Consider the following 22,716-nt stretch of genomic DNA (forward strand, 5'->3'; position numbering starts at 1 on the left):
TCGAATCAACAAAAGTCTCAAAAATATACCATTCTTTGAGTTTCAAATATATTTGCCATTTTTCTTTAGTCTTTACAATGTCATGAAACTTTAATGAAGCCAATCCCTCCAATTTTGATCCAAATAAAAATAGCTTACTGGAGTAGAGTTAAGTTATTTGTAAGAAGAGAATGGAGATTTTCATGAGAAAGACCAGCTTTCTATACTTAGCGACCGCTTGTATGGTAATGATATTGAATGAGGCGGCATGGGGATACAATGGTTATTACTATGGACAAGGTTTCTACTCTAATGGATATAGTTTTGGATTAGGATTAGGTTACGGTTCACCGGCGTTTGGCTACCCTTACTATTATGGTTATGGAGCTCCACGTTATGGGGGTTATTCTCCGTATTATTACAGACCTTATTACAGACCCTATTATTACGGCTCTTACTATGGAGGTTATACACCATTTTATTACCCTCCCATTTACGTTGTTCCAACAACACCCCCGGTTTATATTCAACAACCAAGCACTGTGCAACCTTCCCCATCTCCAGAAGCTAATTACTGGCATTATTGTGAAAACCCAGCAGGTTATTATCCTTATGTCAAGAAATGCCCAGGTGGGTGGATAAAAGTTCCTCCCCAGCCTCAAGAATAATTTAAGGAGCTATCCATGCAAAAGATTTTAAGATTCATTTATCTTTTACCAGCTCTTTTGTGCATCGCATGCGTGCAGATACCTAATGGTCCAAGCGTTATGGTTCTGCCAGGTGCAGATAAAAGTTTTGATCAATTTCGTAGCGATGATCATCTTTGCAAACAATATGCTAGTCAGCAAGACGGTAGTCAGACTACCGGACAAGCTTCCATTGCCAGTGGAGTGGAAAGTGCGGCAGTGGGTAGCGCCCTTGGTGCAGCTGCAGGTGCAGCGATTGGAGGTGGACGTGGGGCGGCAATAGGTACTGGCAGCGGCTTGCTGGCAGGGAGTTTAACTGGCAGCGAAGCAGCTCAAACCTCTAGAAATCTCAGTCAAGAGCGTTATGATATTACTTATATTCAGTGTATGTATGCAAATGGTCATCGTATTCCAGTAGCAGGCCAATTTTTGGATGAGTCTTACGTCAACCAGCCCTATTAATGCTGCTATTCCACCTGCGGAAAAAATATTCCACCAATTGGCGATCCTCCTCTAATTCCATTTCCAAATCAAAACTGGCGCCAAGGCGGGCCGCAGACAGTATCAATAATACGGCAAGGTGAAGCCGACAAAGTCGGTTTTGATTTAGAAATAGTATAACTAGTTAAGATTGGAAAACAATCTTAATGAGCATTATCTTATCAATTATATGTTAGAATTCGAAAGCTATTGATGTGATTAATAATAAAAGGAGTCTACTATATATGGCAGCGAAAGCTATTTTTTATCATGCAGGTTGCCCCGTATGCGTTGCAGCGGAACACGCTGTGGCCGATGCAATTGATCATTCAAAATATCAGGTTGAAATTGTGCATCTAGGTACTGATAAATCTCGAATCGGCGAAGCGGAAGCTGCCGGGGTTAAATCAGTTCCAGCGCTTGTAATAGATGGCGCAGCGTTCCACATCAACTTTGGCGCTAGTATTGACGATCTGAAATAATACTTTCATCTTTATTAGTCTGATCGTTAACTTACTAGCACCCCCAGCGATGGGGGTTTTTTATTTGGAAAAAACTTGGGGAATACTCAAGCAATTTAGCCCAAATTAACATTCGTTATAAAATATAGGATAATCAAAAAATTAACACAAACTAATAATTTTTGTTATTAGCTTATCCTGATTTACAATATGGGTTGTATTAATACCCCCTACTCCATAATACTTTTGATCCGGACTGGAATATTTCTGAGATCGCGTAGTGCTACTATATACAGTCGTTAAATCATACTGATAATCATCAAATGCCTGATCAACTCGTTCTACTGCTGCCTTCAAAATTCCAGAATAGGCTAAAAATTCAATAATTAGGTTCATACATAAGAGTACGAACATATGTTGTTAGATCTTGAGGAAGAGCGTCATCCACGAGTCCTTCCTGCTGAGCAACCTGGCAAATTGCTACAGCAATAGCATGAGAAACACTACGAATACGGCTAAGTGATGGATAAATTGCACCCACCTCAATTTCCTCTGGTAAAACCATATTTGCAAGCACTCTGGCTGCAATCAAGAACATACTGTCTGTGATCAACCGCGCTCTACTAGCTATCACACCGAGCCCAACACCTGGAAAGATATAAGCATTATTTCCCTGAGCGGGTTTGAATAGTTTCTCGCCCAATCTGAAAGACGGGAATGGACTACCGCTGGCAAAAATAGCGCGCCCGTCTGTCCATCGATAGGCTTCTTCAGCCGTACACTCTGTGTGAGAAGTAGGATTAGACAATGCAATGATGACTGGCCGTTCATTGAATTGCGCCATTTTTCTAATAGCCGTCTCACTAAAGGCGCCAGCCACACCCGTCGCTCCAATCAAGACATCGGGCTGAATACTTTCGATCGCCTCCAGAAAATTGACTGAAGCATGATCGTGAGCAAAAGGTCGGATACGCGGCTTAAAGTGCTCACGACTTGATACCACTAACCCTTGCCTGTCCACAAAAGAAATCCTTGATCTGGCAACATCTTCACTGAGGCCGGCCGCACAAAATGCTGGCATCATCAATTCAGCAATACCGGTCGCTGCTGAACCCGTCCCAAGTAACATAATTTTTAAATCAGTAAACGATTTGCGCGTTATCCGGGAAGAAGTATAAATACCCGCAAGCGTGACGGCTGCGGTACCTTGAATATCATCATTAAAACAGCGCACCTGTTTTCGATAACGATCAAGCAGATCAAAAGCATTCTGACTTTGAAAATCTTCGAATTGAATTAGTGCATTGGGAAATTTCGTCTGAATGGCTTGGACAAATTCATCAACTAATGATAAATAAGCATGTTCTGTTAATCGTGGATGAGGGCAGCCCAAGTAAAGCAAATCTTCCCGCAATGTTTGATTATTCGTTCCAACATCGAGCATCACTGGCAAGCATTGTGTCGGATGAATACCTCCGCAGGCCACATACAAAGCGGTCTTGCCTATCGAGATTCCCATACCATTAGCGCCTAAATCGCCAAGTCCCAATATCCTCTCCCCATCAGTGACTACCACGATACGTACGTCCGTTTCATACCAGTTATCAAGTATCGAGGCGATCTCGCCGCGATCCTCCGGGTTAATATAAAAACCCTGTGGCTTTCTGTAGATATGAGCAAATTGCTTACAAGCTTCACCTACAGTAGGCGTATAAACTAGAGGCATGATCTCATCGAGATGATCGATCATAGTCCGGTAAAATAATCGCTGATTCCGCTCCAGTAAGCTATTCAGAAAAATATATTTTTCAATATCGCTACTTTTCCGGCGCAGATTACCTAACGCTCTTTCTTGCTGCGTTTTGATATCCGTTACTTTATAAGGTAGTAGCCCTCGCAAGCCAAATTGATTGCGCTCTTCGCGTGAAAAAGCGGTTGATTTATTTTGAGCTGGATCATCCAACAACGACTTTCCTCGCAATAACTTCATCTCGATCGCCTTATTAAATAAATATATCGGGTTAAAGCGTTTAAAATTGCTTTATGCTATTTTGTTATAATTATTCTGTTGCAGTCATTTTCTACACATAATGATATTTTCAGCGAAAAACACATGACACCTCCCTTTAAATACTTTTGGATTAGTTGTTCTAATCTTAATCCCCTAATTAGACAATCCATACTGTAACCGATAAACTAGCAAGAAAATTCAAAAAGAAACTATAGACTTATCATCACATGTATTACAACGTACGTCGAGACCAAAAGAATTAGTTTCGCACCGTTGCAAGATAATTTTTAATCAAAAATATAATTACAAAGATATAATAATTATGACAGCACATTCCATACCTACACCTCATCCGGATCTCTATACTGAAGAAGAAGTTTCACGGTTAGTTCATAATTTTTACGCAAAAGCGAGAAAAGATCCTGGTCTTGGGCCAATTTTTGAAGAGCACGTGATTGACTGGGACGCGCATTTCGTTCAAATGACTAATTTCTGGTCGGCGCAGCTGCGTGGTACTAGCCGCTTCCGAGGCGCTCCCATGCCTAAACATATTGCTCTTCCAGAACTCAATGCAGCTCTCTTTAAACAGTGGCTGCGGTTATTTAAAGAAACCACACTTGAATTGGGCAACCCCGTATTGAAGCAGCATGCAGATACGGTGGCTACTTTTATTGCAGGCAGATTATGGCTCGGTTATCAAATGAGTAATTTTCCAGATCAACAACCGACCGAGCTTTTTGCTGAAACGTGTTGATTTAATTAAATAAAATCACCCTGATCGTTTGAAGCAATCACTACGACATCTTTTCCATTAATCAACGTCATATCATGCAAGTTTGCCGAAGGGCTTCACCTAGATCAGAAGCACCGGTAGCATTGACCATAGGTAATTTTGATGGGGTGCATTTAGGTCACCAGGCCATGCTGGTGCGTCTGAAACAAGCGGCTAATCAATTGAACATTGCTGCCTGTGTTATGACGTTTGAGCTTCATCCGCGTGAATTTCTGGCTCCTCAGCAGGCACCGACACGTCTTACCAGCTTACGTGAAAAATTGGAACTCTTGGCAGAATCAGGCATAGATCGTGTTTATGTTTACCGCTTCAGCCATGATTTTGCAAAAATTGATGCAGAATCTTTCATAACACATATTCTTCAACAGGAGCTTGCTGTTCGTTGGCTCCTAGTTGGAGAAGATTTTCGTTTCGGTGCTCAACGTGCTGGAAATGTTGAGATGCTAAAAACATTTTCTCAAAGATCGGGCAGTTTTGAAGTAGAAATCATGCCCAACTTTAGCGTGAATGGCTTACGCGTATCGAGTACCGCTATACGGCAAGCATTGGCTTGCGGCAATCTAGATCTTGCTAAACAATTATTAGGGCGTCCTTATAGCATAAGCGGACGTGTCGTGAACGGTGACAAATTAGGAAAACAAATTGGATTTCCCACAGCTAATATCCAGCTAAAACATAATCGCCCTCCTCTGATGGGTATTTTCGTCGTTGAAATCAGTAGCGAAGCTAACTCACCTTTTTCTGCAACGATGCGTGGGGTAGCCAGTCTGGGAATACGACCGACCACTCATGCAAAGAGTGAACCCATTCTCGAAGTTCATTTATTCGATTTCCATAAAGAGATTTATGGCTATCATTTACGCGTACATTTTCTGCACAAACTCAGAGATGAGGAAAAATATCCTGATTTAGTTACGCTTACCAGGCAAATAGCACGAGATGTCGAGGATGCAAAAGACTATTTTTTAACTCAGGAAAACCTCGTTTCACAATAAAAAACCACATTAACCCTCCATGACTGACTACAAAAAAACACTCAATCTACCCGATACTCCTTTTCCGATGCGTGGTGATCTTGCCAAGCGGGAACCACATATGCTCAAAGCTTGGCAAGAGAGACAGCTTTATCAGAAAATTCGCGCTGCTAGTCAAGGGCGCCCTAAATTTATTCTGCACGATGGCCCACCCTATGCCAATGGAGATATTCATATCGGCCATGCTGTTAACAAAATCCTCAAGGACATCATTATTAAAAGCAAAACACTGGCAGGCTTTGATGCCCCTTATGTTCCAGGCTGGGATTGTCATGGCTTACCCATTGAGCACCAGATCGAAAAAAAGCATAGCAAACACCTTCCCCCTGACCAAGTGCGTGCACTCTGCCGTACGTTTGCTCAAGAGCAAGTCGAACGACAAAAGGTTGATTTCATTCGGTTGGGCGTATTAGGGGATTGGGAACATCCTTATCTCACCATGAATTACCAGACTGAAGCAGGTATCATCCGGGCGCTCGGTAAGATTTATGAAAATGGTTACCTCTATCAAGGACAAAAACCGGTTAATTGGTGTATTGATTGCGGTTCTGCGCTAGCCGAAGCAGAAGTCGATTATGAAAATAAAACCTCACCTGCAATTGATGTCGGCTTTGAAATCGTTTGCAATAATGCGGCTAATCATCCGCTTGCTCAACCCTTCGGCGTTTTGATACCACCCGATAAGAAAGCCTATGCTGTCATTTGGACCACTACTCCTTGGACATTGCCTGCCAATCAAGCCGTTTGCGTGCATCCAGATTTTGAGTATGAATTGATTGATACGCCGCGAGGGTTCTTGATTTTGGCGACTGGACTCAAGCAAGCCTGTTTAACGCGCTATCAATTCGAAGGTAAAACGCTGGCTATCTGCAAAGGACGTGACCTGGAGCATCTACCATTGCTCCATCCATTCGATGCGCGCACTGTCATGATTATTTGTGGCAAACACGTCACGCAGGAAGCTGGCACAGGCTTAGTTCATACTGCGCCCGCGCATGGCCTGGATGACTACTTTATTGGTCAGCAATATGGATTATCCAGTGACAGCCCTGTCGGTGGCGATGGTAAATTCAATAGTACGACGCCACTGGTGGGTGGTCTGTTTGTCTGGAAAGCCAACGATGTCATCATCGATGCTTTGCGAGTTAACCATTGTTTGTTACATAGTGAAAAGATAGACCATAGCTACCCGCATTGCTGGCGGCACAAAACACCCATTATTTTTCGCTCAACACCGCAGTGGTTTATTGGCATGAATGTAACACAACACACTAGCTCTTCCTCGGCAGGAGAATCGCTGCGTGAACTTGCCAAGAAAGCGGTCGATGAAACCACTTTCTTTCCAGCATGGGGTCGTGCTCGTTTGGAAGCAATGATCAGAAACCGCCCGGATTGGTGTATTTCGCGTCAGCGGAACTGGGGCGTTCCGATGACATTCTTCGTACACAAAGAAACGCATGCTTTGCATCCCCGCACGCCTGAATTATTGGAAATCGTCGCACAAGAAGTAGAAAAGCATGGCATCGAAGCATGGTTTAAACTTGACGCCGCAACGTTATTAGGTGATGAAGCCAAGGATTACCATAAATTGAGTGATACGCTGGATGTGTGGTTTGATTCCGGTACCACGCATGATACGGTACTGAGACATAATCCGCAGCTCAATCATCCGGCTGATCTTTATCTAGAGGGCTCAGATCAGCATCGCGGCTGGTTCCAGTCCTCATTGCTGACAGGTTGTGCCATAGATGGGCGTGCCCCTTATCGCGCTTTACTGACACACGGCTTCGTCGTGGATGGTCTGGGCCACAAAATGAGCAAATCCAAGGGGAATGTCATCGCGCCACAAAAAATTGCAGATACCTTAGGCGCGGATATTCTACGTCTGTGGGTGGCTTCGGCCGATTACTCGGGCGAGTTATTCATTTCTGATGAAATTCTTAAGCGTACTGTTGAAACCTATCGGCGTATCCGTAACACCTTGCGTTTTTTGTTAGCTAATCTTGCCGATTTTGATGCGGCTACAGATAGCTTGCCAATCGAAAATTGGCTGGAAATTGATCATTATATGCTAGCCTATACCGAAGCGTTGCAAAACGAGCTGACCGCACTCTACCAGCGTTATGAGTTTCACCAGATCGTGCACACATTGCATAATTTCTGCTCAGAAGATTTAGGTGGATTTTATCTGGATATCTTGAAAGATCGATTATATACTGCCGCGGTCAAGAGCGTGTCACGCCGCTCTGCGCAGAATACGCTGTATCATATTGCTCATAGCCTCGTACGCTTGTTTGCTCCGATTTTAAGTTTCACTGCTGAAGAAGTTTGGGAACGGCTGACAACCTCAGCGGGAGATAGTGTGTTTTTACATACTTGGCACAGCTTTCCTACCTACTCGCAATCGCCAGCAGAAACAGACAGACTCCTTCAGCGCTGGGAACGACTGCGGCTACTACGATCGCAAGTACAGAAAAAACTGGAAGAAGCACGGACACAAGGAACGATTGGCTCATCTTTGGCCGCCATGGTCATAATCCATGCAACGGAAGAAGATTTTGCGCTGCTCAGCTCACTTGGAAACGATTTACGCTTCGTCATGATCACTTCTGAAGTACAACTGTATCAAGCATCCAGCAACGAGAAAGAAAATATCACGGTGACAGCCAGCCCGTACGCTAAATGTGAACGCTGTTGGCATTATCGCCAGGATGTCGGTCACAACACGGAGCATCCTACTTTGTGTGATCGGTGCTTATCCAATCTTTTTGGGTCAGGAGAGCAACGTCACCATGCCTAATTCCAATTCTCCCCGTTCATACATAACGCGACGACGGGCTCTCAACACTATCAATAATAGCGCAAGAAGAAAACGACGAAGCAGGTTTGATTTAGAACTGGCAAACATCTTTAATCCTCGTCCATCATAACTTTCACCAATGAAACTCTATTATAGTCTGACAATTACATTTGTCGTGTTAGTCCTGGATTTAGCCACGAAGTATTGGGTGGAAGCCAGGTTACTTTATGGTCAACCGATCCCAGTGACTTCTTTTTTTAATTTATCGCTAGCTTATAACCCAGGCGCAGCCTTCAGTTTTCTGAGCGATGCTTCCGGCTGGCAACGCTGGCTCTTGAGTGGTATTGCACTGATTACCTCAATCGTGATCATCTTTCTACTGCATAAACACGCAACCAGTAAGCTGTTTTGTCTTGCCTTAAGCCTGGTATTAGGCGGTGCGCTCGGAAATCTTTGGGATCGCATCACATTGGGACACGTCATTGATTTTCTTGATTTCTACATTGGCAACTATCACTGGCCTGCATTTAATATTGCGGATTCGGCAATTTTTGTTGGAGCGGTATTACTCATTTATGATAGCTTCCAGTCAAAAAATCCGTAGAAAAGATCAAAAATAACATAGAAGGTTTAATATCAATGTGGGTTGCCAACAAATTATTCCATTTTGATTTCCAATAAAAAATACATAATTTAATATAAACGATTAGAATTTAATTTTATTCTTATGATATGAAAAAGCTCTATTCTGCCAGCAATCTGATCGAAGCACAGATGATCCTTTGCTTGCTAGAACATGCTTATATACCAGCAAAGCTATTTAATACCCATGCACAGGGTGGAGTAGGAGAAATTCCTTTTACCCATACGTACCCTGAGGTATGGATCATTCAAGATAATGATTTTGAAAAAGCACGAGCGATTATTGATATATATGAAAACACGCCAGTTGAAGAAGGGTGTGTGGTTTGCCCAGCATGCCATGAGCAAAATCCACGAAATTTTCAGTTATGTTGGCAATGCGGTGAAGGGTTGGAAATTGTGCATTTGCAATTAAACAATACTTAATTAATCTTGCTTGCGCTTATCAATAAGGAACGGCGTAAAGAGTGCCGGAATAACCTTTTTATTCGGTTGACTAATAGAATGAGAAACTTTATCGCTGGTATCTGATTTCTTTACCAGCGCCATAGGTACATATGGTTGAGTAAAGATCGGATCAACTGGAATGGGTCGAGATGGTTTATTTCTTCCATAAGAAGCTGGTTGCTGCTTACCCCCACTATGTTTACTCCTTTCTAAGCCAGTCTTATGATGCATTAGCTTGCCATTATGCCCTTGATGATGCGTAGTTTGTGGAAAAACAGAATAATGACTCTTCCCAGTTTCAAACCCATTCGTTTTCGTCACAGCCAGTTTCGTTTGGAGCAGCTTCTCAATACCTACCAGATATTCCTTTTCATTTTCACTTACTAACGAAATGGCATTACCTTTACTCCCCGCACGGCCTGTTCGTCCAATGCGATGGATATAATCTTCTGGAACAGTTGGTAACTCGAAGTTAATTACATAAGTAAGACTCTCAATATCCAATCCCCGTGCGGCTACATCAGTTGCCACCAATGCCTGAATTTTTCCTTCTCTGAAATCATTAAGTGCTTGGGTACGTTGCTGCTGATTTTTATCGCCATGAATCGCTGTTGTTATTACATCATACTGCAAAAGTAGCTTGGCCAGACGATCTGCACCTTGTTTGGTTCTAACAAAAATCAAGACCTGTTTAAGATCATTTTGCTTAATTAACTGCACCAATAATTCATGCTTGCGTTCAAGGTTAACTAAATGAACCCTGTGCGAGATGGATTGATTAATCGCATTGCGTTTTGCCACCTCAATTAAAATTGGCTGCTTCAGCAGCTTGTCAGCAAGTTGCTTGATTTCCTCAGAAAAAGTGGCAGAAAAAATCAAGCTCTGCCGCTGCTGAGGAAGCAACATAAGAATACGCTTGATATCTGGCAGGAAGCCCATATCGAGCATACGATCAGCTTCATCCAGGACTAAAATGGTTACGTTAGATAGATTGATGGTTTTCTGCTCAATGTGATCTAATAGACGGCCGGGTGTTGCGACCAGAATTTCTACTCCAGCTTGCAGTTCCTTAATTTGAGGATCGATACTCGTACCGCCGAAAATTACCGTGCTTCGTAATTGTGTATATTTTCCGTAGTTTTTGACATTATCATGTATCTGCGTAGCAAGTTCACGTGTAGGTGCAAGTATCAATGCTCGAATAGGATGCTTGGCTGGTGAGGCACTCGAATTCGCATGAGATTGCAATCGATGCAACATGGGTAAGGTAAAGCTAGCTGTTTTTCCTGTGCCTGTTTCGGCACTACCCATTATGTCTTTGCCTTCAAGGATATGTGGTATAACCTGAGCTTGTATTGGGGTCGGTTTGACATACCCGTGATCTGAGATTGCTCTCAGAAGCTCACTTGATAAATTTAATTGATCAAATGCTGTGGGATTACTCATAAATCTGTTCAGTCTTTGTGACTGTATTTAAAAATTGTTTGATTATTCTGTCTCCTGTTGAATACTACGTTTAGATTTATCGGTTCTTAGCCACTGATTAAATTTATTCATGATATTTTGGACAAGGGGTGCACCACCAATAGCCACTGCATCAACGAGACAGTACCAGGCAGCAACACCACTGGGAGGATTTCCTTGCGATAAGTTAAAAATGGGCTCAAGCTTTGCCCAATACCATGTTCCAGCAGCTGTACCAATCAACTCTAACCAGGTGGTGATAAAAAAAGCAGCCAGATAAACCATGGGAGATCTACCTTTGAATAGATAGATGAGAAACACACAAAATAATATTGCTCCTACCTGATCTCCCTGTTCGGGGATGCCACTAACTCCCCAAAACGACCAGATGCCGCATACGACTACAACGAATGCAGCAATTTTCCTCGCATATTTAAGGAAAAAACCTGAACGAGCCAGCGCGACTGCCGTTAAATAAACCATTCCATGTCCTGGAGGTACATATAAAGGTACATTTTCAAACCTGTAAGTATACCCCCCCATATAAACAGAGGCAAAATGCTCACCTGCTGTCGCAAATGCCACGGCAATCACTACTTGTATTCTTATTTCCTTATTTTCACCTGCTAATAAACCAATTAAAAATACCCATGCTATGATCCCCAGCAGATTCTGAATGATCAAATTTGCATGCGCATCGATAATCAGGCTTACCGCCACACAAAAAAATGTAAAAGCAGCGATGAAGTAATCTCGCTTCTTGTGAATACAAACCACATCAGGTGCGGGGAAATAACGAAGCATTTATTACCTTAATGGAATAAAAAAATAAAGAGCTCATCATATCCGACGAGCACATGTAATCTTGGTACTTTATATTTGCATTAAGGACCATTAAGCAAAGTAAGCACACTATTATCTTCATTTAAAAAAGATAATAGCGGGCCATAAGAAAACTAGCTGGGAGATACCACTTTATTCTTCCCAGCATAAGATGGGTACTGATGAAATTTTACCAAAAACAAACGTTTTTATTCTTTACTTTTTTACTCTTCTTTTCCTTTTTCACCTTCTTTGGCATTGGCCTGGAATTCATCGTGATACTTGAATTTAGGTTCACCCACAAACACACCATCGAGTTTGAAGTGCTCGTGCATGGCTTTCACATCTTTGACCATTTTATCAAAGTCAAAGGCGTATTTCGGATCCACGTCCGGAGTAAAGGGGGTGTAAGGCGGTTTCGCATCTTTCCAGGGCGAACCTTCATAGTTCAGGTGACAGGCATTGCAGCTTTCTTCAAACGCAAAGTCTTGTCCTTTGTCTGCCAGGGTTTTACGCGGCGTGGTCTTGTTTGATTTCTCAAAAGCTTGCCCGGCCTTGCGGTGATCGCCACGGTAATTTTTGCCCGGTCCATGACAGGATTCACAGCCTACTCCTGTCAGCGGTTTTTTCGGGGCATCAATGCTATAGCCGCCTGTTTTGCCAAATCCGTCGACATGACAGCCGACGCAGTCTTTGTCCTGGGTATAGTCTTTCTCAGGATCCAGCTTGGCTTTGACTTTGGCTTCCTTTTTGGTATTGGGCTTGAGCGATTCCATCGCTTTGGCATGGGCGGTGTCTTTCCAGGATTTGGCTTGCGATTTGTGACAGTTGCTGCATTTGGTGCGACCTTCAAATGGGGCGTCTGAGGCGGCGATAGCAGCGCCTGTCATGAATGCAAACATGGCTGCGATAGCAACGGCATAGGCTGTAATGTACTTCATGTTCTCTCCTCTCTTTTAATTTGGGTCTTGATTATCATCCGGCTAAGCCTCAATTGTACGCGATCATCGGATTGTGTAAATGGTTTTGATGCGATCAGGGGTATTGGTTGGCGGCTCGCTTCATGGCAGCTTGTATACCCAGTATCCCCTTGTTGATAAACGAGTTGCACCGCCTGGAGGTTCAGTGGCGGCTCTTTCTCAGTAAAAGGCAGCAGACGCGCCATGAGGGTCTGCGTGCTGGGCTCGTCGGCAAGAAAGAATGCCCGGATGTCGCGATCAGACAGGGATTGCAGGGTATAGGTGTTGTAATCATGTTCTTTCATCTCGACTTTCATGTGGTTGATCAGCCCATGGATATTGCCGGTCAGCATGAAGTTTTTGTAGGCAACGCCAAATTTGTCCGGGTGCAGCAGTCCTAATTTGTATAAGTCAGAGACATGGATCACGAGGTAGGCTTCCTGGTTGGGGCCAATCAGGTCACGCAGTTTGGCTGCGCCTGCTTCGGGCGGTTGCAGCAGGGCTTCAGTAAAGCGCTGGAACTGGTCTCGTTCTTGTGCGGTGGGCACACTGTGTGAAAGGTCGCTTTCATAGGTACGGATGGTGTCGGCATGCTGCTGCCAGCGCGCCGGAATGATGAGCGGTTCATTTAAGTGTGCGTTAAACAGGGTGTTGCGTTCGGACAGCAGGTGTATTTGACGCGAGGTATCCCACCAGGCCAGGATAAGGGCGTCCGGCGAGACGTATTTGCCGATGGCGCTGGCTAATGCGCTCAGCTCCGAGGGTTTGCGCTCCAGGGCAAGCAGCGGTTCTCCCGTTTGATTTTCCCAGTTGAGCAGTACCGGCCCTTCTTTTTCCTTTTGCCCGAAATAGGCCAGCGCAATGGGCTGGTCTTTTTCTGCTATGTGTATTTCATATTTGCTGACCTTGAGCGTCGGCCAGGCTTCCAGTTCGAGTTCCGGAAATTGGTTCGCTTCCCCTTCTGCGATCAGCTGGTAGTGATAGGGGGCTGTCTGCGGTGTCAGCCAGAGATAAGCAAACCAGCTAAGTAAAATGAAACCTCCCGTTACGAGCGTGATGCCTAGTAACGGGAGGAGCTTGTCTTGCCAGCGCCCCCCGGGGGGGCGCTGTTTGTCATTGGCAGTACTCAAGCTTTGTTTTGCTTACGTTTACGCCAGCCGATCAGCGCGAGCGTGCCAGCCAGCAGCAGGCCACCGCCGAGTCCGCCCAGTGAGATTTTTTCACTGTTGCTGTTCAGGTCAAGCAGACTGGTTTTGCTTCCTTCCAGTTTGTTGACGCGTTCCTGCAGGGTGAGCATTTCGCGCAGTCGGGTGTGTTCGTCCTGAATTTCGACATAGGCGCGATTCATTGGACCCCATCCTTCCGTATAGGTCCAGCCACCGGGGTTGACGTGGGCAAAGCCTACGTGCATTTTAGCAAGGTCGTTCTCAGCCATTTCGAGTACTTTGAGTTCCATCGAGGCCGGGTTGTTGCCTTTTGACCAGAACAGCTGGGTGAATTGGCCAAAGCCCGGTTTGTCAGGAGCAGGCGGGGCCGGACGGTTGGTTTTTTGTCCGGTCAGCAGGCCTTCATCGTAGAGCTTCTTGACGATGTCATGGGCTTCCTGATATTTGGCCAGGCCTTCGAGCGTGCCTTTGTCCATGAGTTCCAGGTAGGTGCGCGCAAAACGCTCGGAGTGACATTGACTACAGGTGGCTGCCCAGGAGTCGAGTCGTTTTTCTGACCATTCGCTGGTGATGTTTTCAGCCACACCGGGTACAAACGGATAGTTGGCCCAGCGTACTTTTCGTACCATGTTGTGCGCGTATTCGCCTTCATATTCCATGTGGCAGCTGGCACAGGTGGGGGCGCTTTGGCCGCCTTTTTCAAAGGCGTCTTTCAAGGGCACGTCCCAGTTCCATTTGTCGCCCATCATGGCGGTGACTTTGCCGTGTTTGGACATGGAGTAGGCTTCCCAGTTGTTGTGGTCTACCCCGCTGTGGCAGGTGGCGCAGGCTTCCGGTTTACGGGATTCTGCCGCAGAAAATTCATGCCGGGTATGACAGCCGTCACATTTGTTCTGGTTGTAGTGGCACATGGAGCAGCCTTCAGCCACTTCGCGCTGCGGCATAGCAGCCCAGACGGTGGTTTCGATGTTGGCTTTCCAGTCCAGTGCATGCGAGGGGCGTCCTTCCGGCCATTGTCCATTCGGGAAAATCATGGTGTCGCGTTCCGATTCACGCTCGGCAAATTCGCGCAGGTGACAGGTGCCGCAGGCGTCAGCGGTCGGCATGCGGATGTCTTTGGTGTGATCCGCTTTCTTCTTGGTGTTTATTTCGACGTGGCAGTCGATACAGCCTACTTCCTTCAGATTCTCCTTGGCACCCAGTTTACCGAGAGAACGCAGGTTATTTTCGACTTCCTCCAGCTTTTCCTTTTTGTAATATTTCGCATCTTCCGGTTTCAGTTTACGTACTTCGTCCAGGTTAGCATGGGTGCTGCGTTTCCAGGCTTGTACCCAGACCGGTGATTCGTCGGAGTGACATTCGACGCATTCTTGACGCGTGACGACTTCCTTGACCGATGAAGGGGATTTGTAAAAGGTGGTCGGGTCCAAATACATGCTATAGGGAATCGGCTCCCAGTATTCAGCCATCGTGCCACGTCCTGCTCCCTGAGCAGGATCCTTGTAGCGCTTGACCAGCGCGTCGTAGGTCTCCTTCGGCGTTGCCTTGCTACGATCCAGATTCAGTGCCTTGTATGTCTCATCCGGCACGGTCGACAGGTTCGCATGCACTGCTCCCGCCATCATTACTCCACAGGCTATCGCTAGCCCTTTCAGCCATTTTCTGGCATCCATTCCTCTCTCCTTCTTTCTTATGTTGTTATCCATTCATGCCCATCTAAAAATGCCTATCCATTTCTTCCGATAGCTTGAGCATAAAGTCAATACTAACCCATACTTCTTTTTCTTTACTTGTAACTCCCAAGCCTACTTCTTTGACCATATCTGTGTCAAGGATTTTGGGTGATAAATTATTATCCAGCTAATTAAATTATGATTTCTCAGTAATTTCTTTGGCTGAATTTTTTTTAGACCGCAAGAAAAAGTACGCGACTCCGCCTGCTAAACCGAGCAAGAGCATGATCTCCAGCATGCCAATACCACCACCATGGCCCCCATGCCCACCCTCTCCACCAACATGCAGCGGAACACGAACAGCAGTACGCACAGTATCACCTTCTACTTTTTCCAGTAGTATTGCATATTGACCAAGCTCCTTAAGCTCTGTCGCCACAACAACAATTCCAGAAGGATAGGTTGTGGGCGCCATATAAAAGCCATCATGTGCTTTATCTTTATGCTCTTCATTTTTATTCACTTGATGCCCAGCATGAGCATCATGATTAGCGTGACCTTTATGCTCATTATGGTTCATTTCATGATCTTGCTCTTTATTGTCGCTGTTATTCGCCGCTGTGTTGCCCTTAACTTCTCCCCCATGCCCCTCATGCCCCTCTTTTACAAGGCGTACGGCAAGCGGTATCTCACGCGCTTCAGTAGGCAGCTCAATCGTCACATTTACTTTTCCAATATTTGGCACATGATCACAATAGGAATGCATGGGAGGAATATCACCTTCCGGCACTTCATATATGCTGACAGTTACCGGAAACTCTCCCTCTTTAACTTGACATCCACCATGCCCAGCATGATGTCCCTCATGCGCAAGCATCAACTGTGCATGAAGGGAAAAAGCTGCTAATGAAAATATTGCTGCTACGCATAATTGCACAACCCATCTATTACGTGAAGCCTTTCTCATACATTCTCCAAAATCTTTAATCTTAAACAACTTGTAATTGTAACTTACTCAGCAATATTGAATATTGCCCAGCATATTTGCTCTGATGGATTGTATAACAAAATTTAAGGAAGGTCTGAATAAGTATGCCATGAAAACAATGTAGAGAATTTAATCAGAAAAATTCAAATATAGCTTAACCAGCTAAGAATGATTCATAATGTATAGAATTTGAAGAGCATCTCAACGGTTTGGCAATGTTGTTTACGCAGTACTTTGGCGTATGCCCATTTATGCCTGATGTGTCAACACTTTTCTGGACACAAAGTTAAGCAGCATTTTGCTGCAACTCGAAGTCAACGGGCGATATATATCCATTAGCTGAATGCAATCGCTCTCGGTTGTAAAACACTTCGATATATTCAAACACAGCCTGTTTACCTTCTTCCCGAGAAGAAACGTTTGATGATGGATCAATTCTGTTTTTAAGGTATGGAAGAAGCTTTCCGATACGGGTCGAGTCACCTGAAGGGAGCCGCTCCCTTCAGGTGCTCGTAACCGTACGTGAACCTCTCGATTCATACGGCTCTTGTTATTCGTTATTCAGCCGCCCAATGCCAAACACACCAATGTGCAAATAATGTTGGATATTGCCGATATCGTTGCCGCAACCATTGGCTGGCTTTATGGGCGAGGAGGAAATACAAAAAGCTCAAGCATCACAGAAGACGTGCGGAATACCGACTTGGCTGCATTGCTAAAATGCATCCTGGTATGTTTCCGCATTGGAAGATGGGTGTGAGACCAATGGTTGTATAATGGGAGCCCAGTGAGTTGAGAGGCTCACGCTGGGTTAACGGGGCAAACAGGCACTCAGCAAAGCGGATGCGCGCAAATATGAATTTTTAAAGGCTCCTTAAAGTCAATAAACCTAACTTTATGATGCTTTCCATTTCTAAATCAAAACTGAGTTTGTCGGCTTCACCTTACCGCATTATTTTATTTATACTGTCTGCGGTTCGCCTTCGCGTTATTTTTGATTTAGAAATGGAAAAAGTAGAATTTTGTAAGGTACAGCTTTAGGCAGGGTACGTAAAGAACCTGCCGCGACCCTCTGGTGAAACGCTCATGCAGCTCGGTGCGGACATATTTTGGCGTGCGTCAATGCGGCAAACAGAGACAGCCTGCCTCCTCCGTTTGAATTTCTGCGATATCGGTATGAAAGTAGCCGATAGGATAATTTCTAAATTTCTTCTTGGGTTTATCGCCTTCAATCTCCGGCAAGCGGGATATGCCGTGGTATTGCAAGCAGTAATGCAGCTTTAACCGAATCAGGCCGAGGACGGCTGGCTGCTTCTTCCACTCATCCTTTTTGATCAATAAAGTATCTTTTTAGAAATTTATTTACTATAATTAAATGCAACTAAGTTGCATATTATTTTTCTATGCCAAATGACTTCTATGAAAAAGCCAAAGAGCTGATTAGACATACTGGGTATCGCGTCACTCATAATAGACTTCGAACGCTTGCCATACTATTAGCAGAGCAATATGCACTTACCCATCGTGAGATTGAAGAACGATTAAACGTGAAAGAACATCTGGATCGCGTAACGCTTTACCGCGTTCTTGAATGGTTGAGCAAGAATAATTTAGTACATAAAATCGCAGGAGATGATCGAGTATGGCGCTTTCGCGTCAATATGGAATTACATTCACATCAACACGCGCATTTTATATGTACACGATGCACCAAAGTCATATGTCTGAATAACTTCAGGATTAAATCCAATCCTTCCTTACCACTTGGTTATTTATTTCATGAAGTTGAATTAACGGTTAAAGGGGTATGTGCTGAATGCGCTTGATGGAGCAGCCATTCAGAAAAAGGGAATAGTAACCATTTTCTACAAAATAATTACCCTTTATTTCCCATAAAACGCAACTCAGTTGCATTTTATGGGACGACAGCTCCCCCAACTCTTAACTATAAAGTACTACTCATCGGCATGACGCATCATAGAATCATAAAAAATACAACCAGGTACCATCAAAAAGAACGATTAAGGCTAACTGCCATAAGTCTAATCCTCTTTGTTTTCAATACTAACGCTCAAGCTGAAGAAGCCAACACAACAATTAAGCTTCCCGAGGTCACCATCACTTCGACGCCATTTCAAGACCGGAGTGAGCTCAATATGACTCAACCTACTAGTGTTTTACATGGAGACAACCTTCGCAGAAAGCGTGAGATAAGTCTTGGTGATACGTTATCTAGTGAACTTGGCGTAGCCTCGAGCTCATTTGGACCTGGAGCCGGCCGTCCTATCATCCGCGCTTTGGATGGGCCACGTATTCAGGTACTGGAGAACGGCATCAGCACACTTGATATTTCTTCTCTCAGCCCAGATCACGCCGTCACTATTGAGACGCTTAATACTTCGCAAATTGAAATTCTGCGGGGCCCAGCAACCCTGCTTTATGGTGGAGGGGCAACAGGTGGAATAGTGAATGCTGTAACTGGGCGCATCCCTAATCAAGTGTTTAAATCATTAAAAGGTAATTTTGAAGTACGGGGGAATACTGCAACTGAAGAAAGAACTGGGGCGCTTAATGTAAATGGCAGTTTTGGTCAAACCTCATGGAGCGTCGGCGGCTTCAAGCGTAAAACGAGCGATTACGATATTCCCGGTCATGCCAATATTAATCAGGAAGTTAACAATGAAAAGAATGTAGTCAAAAACAGTGCGGTTGATTCTCAAGGTTTGTCTGTTGGCAGCTCCTATATAGGTGAAAGAGGATTCTTCGGTGGCTCTATCGCATTACAGGAGAGCAAATATGGCATCCCCACTCCTGAAAGGCCTACTATTGAGTTGACCCAAGCTCGTTACAACTTGACTGGGGAGCTGGACACCCCCCTTACCGGCCTTGAAAAACTCAAAGTACGCGTGGGCTACAATGACTATAAACATAATGAACTTGAAAGTAATGGGGAAATCGCGACTCGTTTTAAAAACCGGGAACTGGAAACGCGGGCTGAGTTTTTGCATTCGCCTATTGCTGATTTAAAAGGTTTATTCGGCATACAGTTTCAGGATCGAACATTTTCTGCTTTAGGTGAAGAGGCGATAATACCCGTGACAAAATCACGTTCTACCGGGCTGTTCCTTATCGAAGAACGCAGCTGGGGTAATTTTCGATTTGAATTTGGTAGTCGCTATGAGTATGCAACACGTAATCCACAAAACAACATTGACCGGTCTCGCGCATTCGGTCTGTTCAATGGTTCCGCTGGCACTTTCTGGAATTTTATAAAAGACTATAATTTAGGATTAACAGCAACGCATGGCCAACGCGCGCCAGCGATAGAAGAGCTCTATATAAATGGCCCTCATCATGCCACAGGCACCTTCCAAATTGGCGATAATGCGCTACATAAAGAAGCCACCAATAATCTTGATTTGTCCCTTAGCAAAACTACTGGATCCATGAGATGGAAGGTGAATGCTTTTTATAACCGATTTAACAACTATATTTTTTTAAGAAATGTGGATACGAATGGAGATGGCATTGCGGATCGTGTTGATGAAGATGGAACATTAAATCCACAAGGTGAATTTCAGTTACTGAATATGGCTCAAACAGACGCCACCTTCTATGGAGCAGAAGCGGAAGTTATTTTTACGCTTAACCCGGATAATTTAGAGTTGCGTTTATTCACAGATTATGTACGCGGCAAATTAAACCACAATGATGGAAATGTCCCACGCACTACCCCACAACGTTTTGGATTGGAACTAAACTACCAGCAGGGCTCCTGGGCAGCGAACCTCACGACGATACACGTACTCCGCCAGAATAAACGAGCTGAACTTGAAACCAGCACTCCCGGTTATACGCTACTCAATCTAGAAGCTAGCTACCGCATAAAAGAAACTCGATCAAATGGTATCCGGCTCTTTGTTCAAGGAAAAAATTTGCTTGATGAGGAAATACGTGTTCATACCTCTTTTTTGAAGAATTTTGCACCTTTACCTGGAAGAGCTTTAGTAGCAGGAATAAGAGGTGATTTCTAAACCTGCTCAATAAGAGAACCTTTACTCAAAGATTTAAGTTATCTCACTTATAACTTAATTTATAAGAATATTGCAGGATTTTTAGTCAGCGCAACTAATACAATATAAAAGAACACTATCTGAGCCATAATCCAGGCGCCAACTTTTATTGGGTAGGTCTTGCCGAATCTGAATGCTGTTATGCCCAAACCAATATAAAGAAGCAGTCCCGCGACCTTTGCAGTCAGCCAAGCATCTGCGAGCGGGTATTGTTGTATCAGGACTGTCAGCGTGATTGCGCTGGTTAGCAACACTGTATCAATTACGTGTGGCATTATTTTTACCCACCGTTGCTGTAATTGAGCTGATGAATGTATCATCCAAATACCCCGTGTTAGAAACAGCAAATAACTTAGTATGACACTGGATATATGAATGAATTTTAATACCGTATAGCTCATCATCCTTCCCCAAACAAAACCCAGCCATGACTACCCGCAACCGCACCCGCAACTGTAACCAAGCTGATACTCAATAAAAACCAGTGCAGACGCTGAATCAACACAAATGTTTGTTCTGGCTTATTTAGCGCTCTAGTCTTAAACCATTTATGGAGCACCCATGGCTCCAGCACAAAAAGCATTAGCGTGAAAACACTCCACACGAACACCATGGCATGCATCCACCAGAAATGGGGCTCAACAAAACGGCTCCATCCATCTAGAATATGTACCATGTAAAAACCGCTCAATCCTACTAACAATGTGGTATAGCGCGCTTGAGTAGCAAAGCAGCTTTCAATAAGCTCAAAGAACTCGACCCGCTCTTCAGCTAATTTTATTTTCGCTACGGCAGGAAGCAGGACTGTTGTTACCATGGCCACCCCACCAATCCAAAGGACTACACCCAATACATGCAATACCCGAGCTAAAACAAACTCATCCATGCTGAATTATGCTTGAATTTTTTTACATGAATACGCCAAAAGCTTAGCATCTATTTACAAGGAAACCCATTCCTTTGCTTCCTCATAATCAGAGAAAACCACTACATCCGCATCGATAAACAAATTTGATACCCATGCACTCCATGCCTGCCATTGATTATCAGTAACGACCGCGACCCGATTGAATTCACTACCATGCTCACGCATAAATTTGATCTCTTCCCAAGCGACATCAACCGTATAATCGACCATATCACGCCAATCAAACAATAAATTTATCTTATCTTCAGGATGTGATCGATATAACACCTTGTCTTCAAATTCTTTAAAATCACTGAGAGTAAATTCCCCAATTACAGCTAAAATGATCAGGTTATTGATTTTTTGAATAGTAATCATGCGCGTACTCCCAGATATAATGTATTCATTCTAAATAATTAATTCACCAGGTAAATATGATTGAATCTAGTGCCTGCTAACACTTATTGGAGCACTTCTCAGGCTTAATGCCCCTCCTAATACAATCATCCCCATCCCTACCCAGGCAGAAATGGGCAAAGTCTCATGCCATAAAAGAACATCCCATAATCCTGCAAATAATACTGTACTGTATGCAAGTGCACTAACTACGATAGTTTTACCGACGCGATAAGCCCTGGTAAGCGCTAGCTGTGCAAGAGTAGCCGTTACACCAATCCCAACCAATATCCATAAATTATTCGAATTAATAGCACTGAATGCAGTTAACCACAGCCATATACCGGTTATTACCGTACAGATCAAGGTAAAATAGAAAACCACTACCCATTCAGATTCACCCAGTTTACCGAGCTGTTTCAGATTAAGATGGGCGAGGCTTGCAAGAATCCCCGAGATCAGACCAATTAATCCAGCCTGCCACTGATCTTCATGTAAAGTGGGCCGTAATAACAAAACTACGCCTATAAACCCGAGTACGACTGTCATAACCAACATCCAGTGGAAACGCTCTTTTAAAATAATTGTCGTCAACAATGCTAGAAATAGCGGCCAGGTATTATTCAGGGATACGGCGGTTGCTAATGGAAGTTGTGTAATGCAATAAAAAAATAGCAACAGTCCGCCGAGACCAAACAGTCCACGCCAGCAATGAATTTTCCAGTGTTCAGTAATCAATGACACTCGACGAGTACGCATGGTCAGATAGGTTAAAAATAGACCAATTAAGGAACGGTAAAACACCAACTCGATACTAGAAAAATAGACTGCACCTAGCTTTACCAACATTCCCATACAGGCAAACAAAAAACCCGCTACAAGCATCCACAGCGAATGCATCAGTCATTACTTTATAAAAAACATTTCAGAATTAT

Annotated in this window: 22 protein-coding genes and 2 pseudogenes; 11 read left to right on the plus strand and 13 right to left on the minus strand. The window is 44.1% G+C overall.

Annotated elements, in window-relative coordinates:
- The first annotated feature begins 182 nt into the window (after positions 1-182).
- The 3 genes from AAW31_RS20250 to AAW31_RS18220 all read left to right on the plus strand — a co-directional run bounded on the left by AAW31_RS20250 (position 183) and on the right by AAW31_RS18220 (position 1,627).
- Positions 183-647: a hypothetical protein gene (locus tag AAW31_RS20250; protein WP_082110520.1), complete on the plus strand. Its 465-nt coding sequence runs from the start codon at positions 183-185 to the stop codon at positions 645-647.
- Between the two features lie 15 nt (positions 648-662).
- The gene (locus AAW31_RS18215) at positions 663-1,127 is read left to right on the plus strand and encodes a glycine zipper family protein (protein ID WP_046851325.1); all 465 of its coding nucleotides are present in this window, start codon (positions 663-665) and stop codon (positions 1,125-1,127) included.
- Positions 1,128-1,390: 263 nt separating this feature from the next.
- On the plus strand, positions 1,391-1,627 hold the full coding sequence (locus AAW31_RS18220; protein ID WP_046851326.1) for a thioredoxin family protein: 237 nt from the start codon (positions 1,391-1,393) through the stop codon (positions 1,625-1,627).
- A 358-nt stretch (positions 1,628-1,985) separates the two neighbouring features.
- Here the strand turns inward: AAW31_RS18220 and AAW31_RS18225 are convergent, their stop codons facing one another.
- The gene (locus AAW31_RS18225; RefSeq protein ID WP_046851327.1) at positions 1,986-3,596 is read right to left on the minus strand and encodes an NAD-dependent malic enzyme; all 1,611 of its coding nucleotides are present in this window, start codon (positions 3,594-3,596) and stop codon (positions 1,986-1,988) included.
- 343 nt (positions 3,597-3,939) lie between these two features.
- Here AAW31_RS18225 and AAW31_RS18230 point away from each other — a divergent pair, with 343 nt between their 5' ends.
- The 5 genes from AAW31_RS18230 (at position 3,940) to AAW31_RS18250 (ending at position 9,312) form a co-directional block, all read left to right on the plus strand.
- Positions 3,940-4,371: a group III truncated hemoglobin gene (locus tag AAW31_RS18230; RefSeq protein ID WP_046851328.1), complete on the plus strand. Its 432-nt coding sequence runs from the start codon at positions 3,940-3,942 to the stop codon at positions 4,369-4,371.
- Positions 4,372-4,445: 74 nt separating this feature from the next.
- Entirely contained in the window at positions 4,446-5,405 is a 960-nt protein-coding gene (locus AAW31_RS18235; protein ID WP_046851329.1) for a bifunctional riboflavin kinase/FAD synthetase, read from the plus strand.
- Positions 5,406-5,424: 19 nt separating this feature from the next.
- Positions 5,425-8,244 carry an isoleucine--tRNA ligase gene (gene ileS / locus AAW31_RS18240; RefSeq protein ID WP_046851330.1) on the plus strand — a complete coding sequence of 940 codons (2,820 nt, stop codon included), beginning with the start codon at positions 5,425-5,427 and terminating at the stop codon, positions 8,242-8,244.
- Between the two features lie 139 nt (positions 8,245-8,383).
- Positions 8,384-8,848, plus strand: a complete 465-nt coding sequence (gene lspA, locus AAW31_RS18245) for a signal peptidase II (protein ID WP_046851331.1) — start codon at positions 8,384-8,386, stop codon at positions 8,846-8,848.
- 128 nt (positions 8,849-8,976) lie between these two features.
- Positions 8,977-9,312: a putative signal transducing protein gene (locus AAW31_RS18250; RefSeq protein ID WP_046851332.1), complete on the plus strand. Its 336-nt coding sequence runs from the start codon at positions 8,977-8,979 to the stop codon at positions 9,310-9,312.
- On the opposite strand, the gene AAW31_RS18255 is transcribed toward AAW31_RS18250, so the two are convergent.
- From AAW31_RS18255 to AAW31_RS20255, 7 genes and pseudogenes are all read right to left on the minus strand, one after another.
- Entirely contained in the window at positions 9,313-10,779 is a 1,467-nt protein-coding gene (locus AAW31_RS18255; protein WP_046851333.1) for a DEAD/DEAH box helicase, read from the minus strand. It lies immediately after the preceding gene.
- A 42-nt stretch (positions 10,780-10,821) separates the two neighbouring features.
- Positions 10,822-11,601, minus strand: a complete 780-nt coding sequence (locus AAW31_RS18260) for a hypothetical protein (RefSeq protein WP_046851334.1) — start codon at positions 11,599-11,601, stop codon at positions 10,822-10,824.
- 242 nt (positions 11,602-11,843) lie between these two features.
- On the minus strand, positions 11,844-12,521 hold the full coding sequence (cycA, locus tag AAW31_RS18265) for a cytochrome c-550 CycA (RefSeq protein ID WP_407667755.1): 678 nt from the start codon (positions 12,519-12,521) through the stop codon (positions 11,844-11,846).
- Between the two features lie 35 nt (positions 12,522-12,556).
- Positions 12,557-13,708 (minus strand): hydroxylamine oxidation protein HaoB, encoded by a 1,152-nt coding sequence (gene haoB, locus AAW31_RS18270; protein ID WP_235264421.1) that lies wholly within the window; start codon positions 13,706-13,708, stop codon positions 12,557-12,559.
- Positions 13,705-15,417, minus strand: coding sequence for a multiheme c-type cytochrome (locus tag AAW31_RS18275; protein WP_046851043.1), 1,713 nt, complete (start codon positions 15,415-15,417; stop codon positions 13,705-13,707). The genes haoB and AAW31_RS18275 overlap by 4 nt, the downstream gene beginning before the upstream one ends.
- A gap of 196 nt (positions 15,418-15,613) precedes the next feature.
- Complete coding sequence (locus tag AAW31_RS18280) at positions 15,614-16,384, minus strand: hypothetical protein (protein ID WP_046851336.1); 771 nt, start codon at positions 16,382-16,384, stop codon at positions 15,614-15,616.
- A 307-nt stretch (positions 16,385-16,691) separates the two neighbouring features.
- Positions 16,692-16,870 (minus strand): annotated as a pseudogene (locus AAW31_RS20255) (IS3 family transposase); the annotation flags it as partial.
- Positions 16,871-16,952: 82 nt separating this feature from the next.
- On the opposite strand from AAW31_RS20255, the gene AAW31_RS18285 reads away from it, so the two are divergent.
- Positions 16,953-17,165 (plus strand): hypothetical protein, encoded by a 213-nt coding sequence (locus tag AAW31_RS18285; RefSeq protein WP_046851337.1) that lies wholly within the window; start codon positions 16,953-16,955, stop codon positions 17,163-17,165.
- Between the two features lie 258 nt (positions 17,166-17,423).
- Here AAW31_RS18285 and AAW31_RS23820 read toward each other — a convergent pair.
- Positions 17,424-17,692 (minus strand): annotated as a pseudogene (locus AAW31_RS23820) (IS481 family transposase); the annotation flags it as partial.
- 116 nt (positions 17,693-17,808) lie between these two features.
- Here AAW31_RS23820 and AAW31_RS18295 point away from each other — a divergent pair.
- Both AAW31_RS18295 and AAW31_RS18300 read left to right on the plus strand, forming a co-directional pair.
- Complete coding sequence (locus AAW31_RS18295; protein ID WP_046851338.1) at positions 17,809-18,231, plus strand: Fur family transcriptional regulator; 423 nt, start codon at positions 17,809-17,811, stop codon at positions 18,229-18,231.
- Positions 18,232-18,561: 330 nt separating this feature from the next.
- The gene (locus AAW31_RS18300) at positions 18,562-20,439 is read left to right on the plus strand and encodes a TonB-dependent receptor (protein ID WP_235264422.1); all 1,878 of its coding nucleotides are present in this window, start codon (positions 18,562-18,564) and stop codon (positions 20,437-20,439) included.
- A 59-nt stretch (positions 20,440-20,498) separates the two neighbouring features.
- Here AAW31_RS18300 and AAW31_RS18305 read toward each other — a convergent pair whose 3' ends face one another.
- The 4 genes from AAW31_RS18305 to AAW31_RS18320 form a co-directional block, all read right to left on the minus strand.
- Complete coding sequence (locus AAW31_RS18305; RefSeq protein WP_309567369.1) at positions 20,499-20,882, minus strand: SirB2 family protein; 384 nt, start codon at positions 20,880-20,882, stop codon at positions 20,499-20,501.
- Positions 20,879-21,364, minus strand: a complete 486-nt coding sequence (locus AAW31_RS18310) for a hypothetical protein (RefSeq protein ID WP_046851340.1) — start codon at positions 21,362-21,364, stop codon at positions 20,879-20,881. Before AAW31_RS18310 ends, AAW31_RS18305 begins: the two co-directional genes overlap by 4 nt.
- A 54-nt stretch (positions 21,365-21,418) precedes the next feature.
- Positions 21,419-21,763, minus strand: a complete 345-nt coding sequence (locus tag AAW31_RS18315; RefSeq protein WP_046851341.1) for a SpoIIAA family protein — start codon at positions 21,761-21,763, stop codon at positions 21,419-21,421.
- 66 nt (positions 21,764-21,829) lie between these two features.
- Positions 21,830-22,681, minus strand: coding sequence for a DMT family transporter (locus AAW31_RS18320; RefSeq protein WP_046851342.1), 852 nt, complete (start codon positions 22,679-22,681; stop codon positions 21,830-21,832).
- Positions 22,682-22,716: the final 35 nt, after the last annotated feature.

Origin of the sequence: Nitrosomonas communis (assembly GCF_001007935.1) — a bacterium.
GTDB classification, from domain to species: Bacteria; Pseudomonadota; Gammaproteobacteria; order Burkholderiales; family Nitrosomonadaceae; genus Nitrosomonas; species Nitrosomonas communis.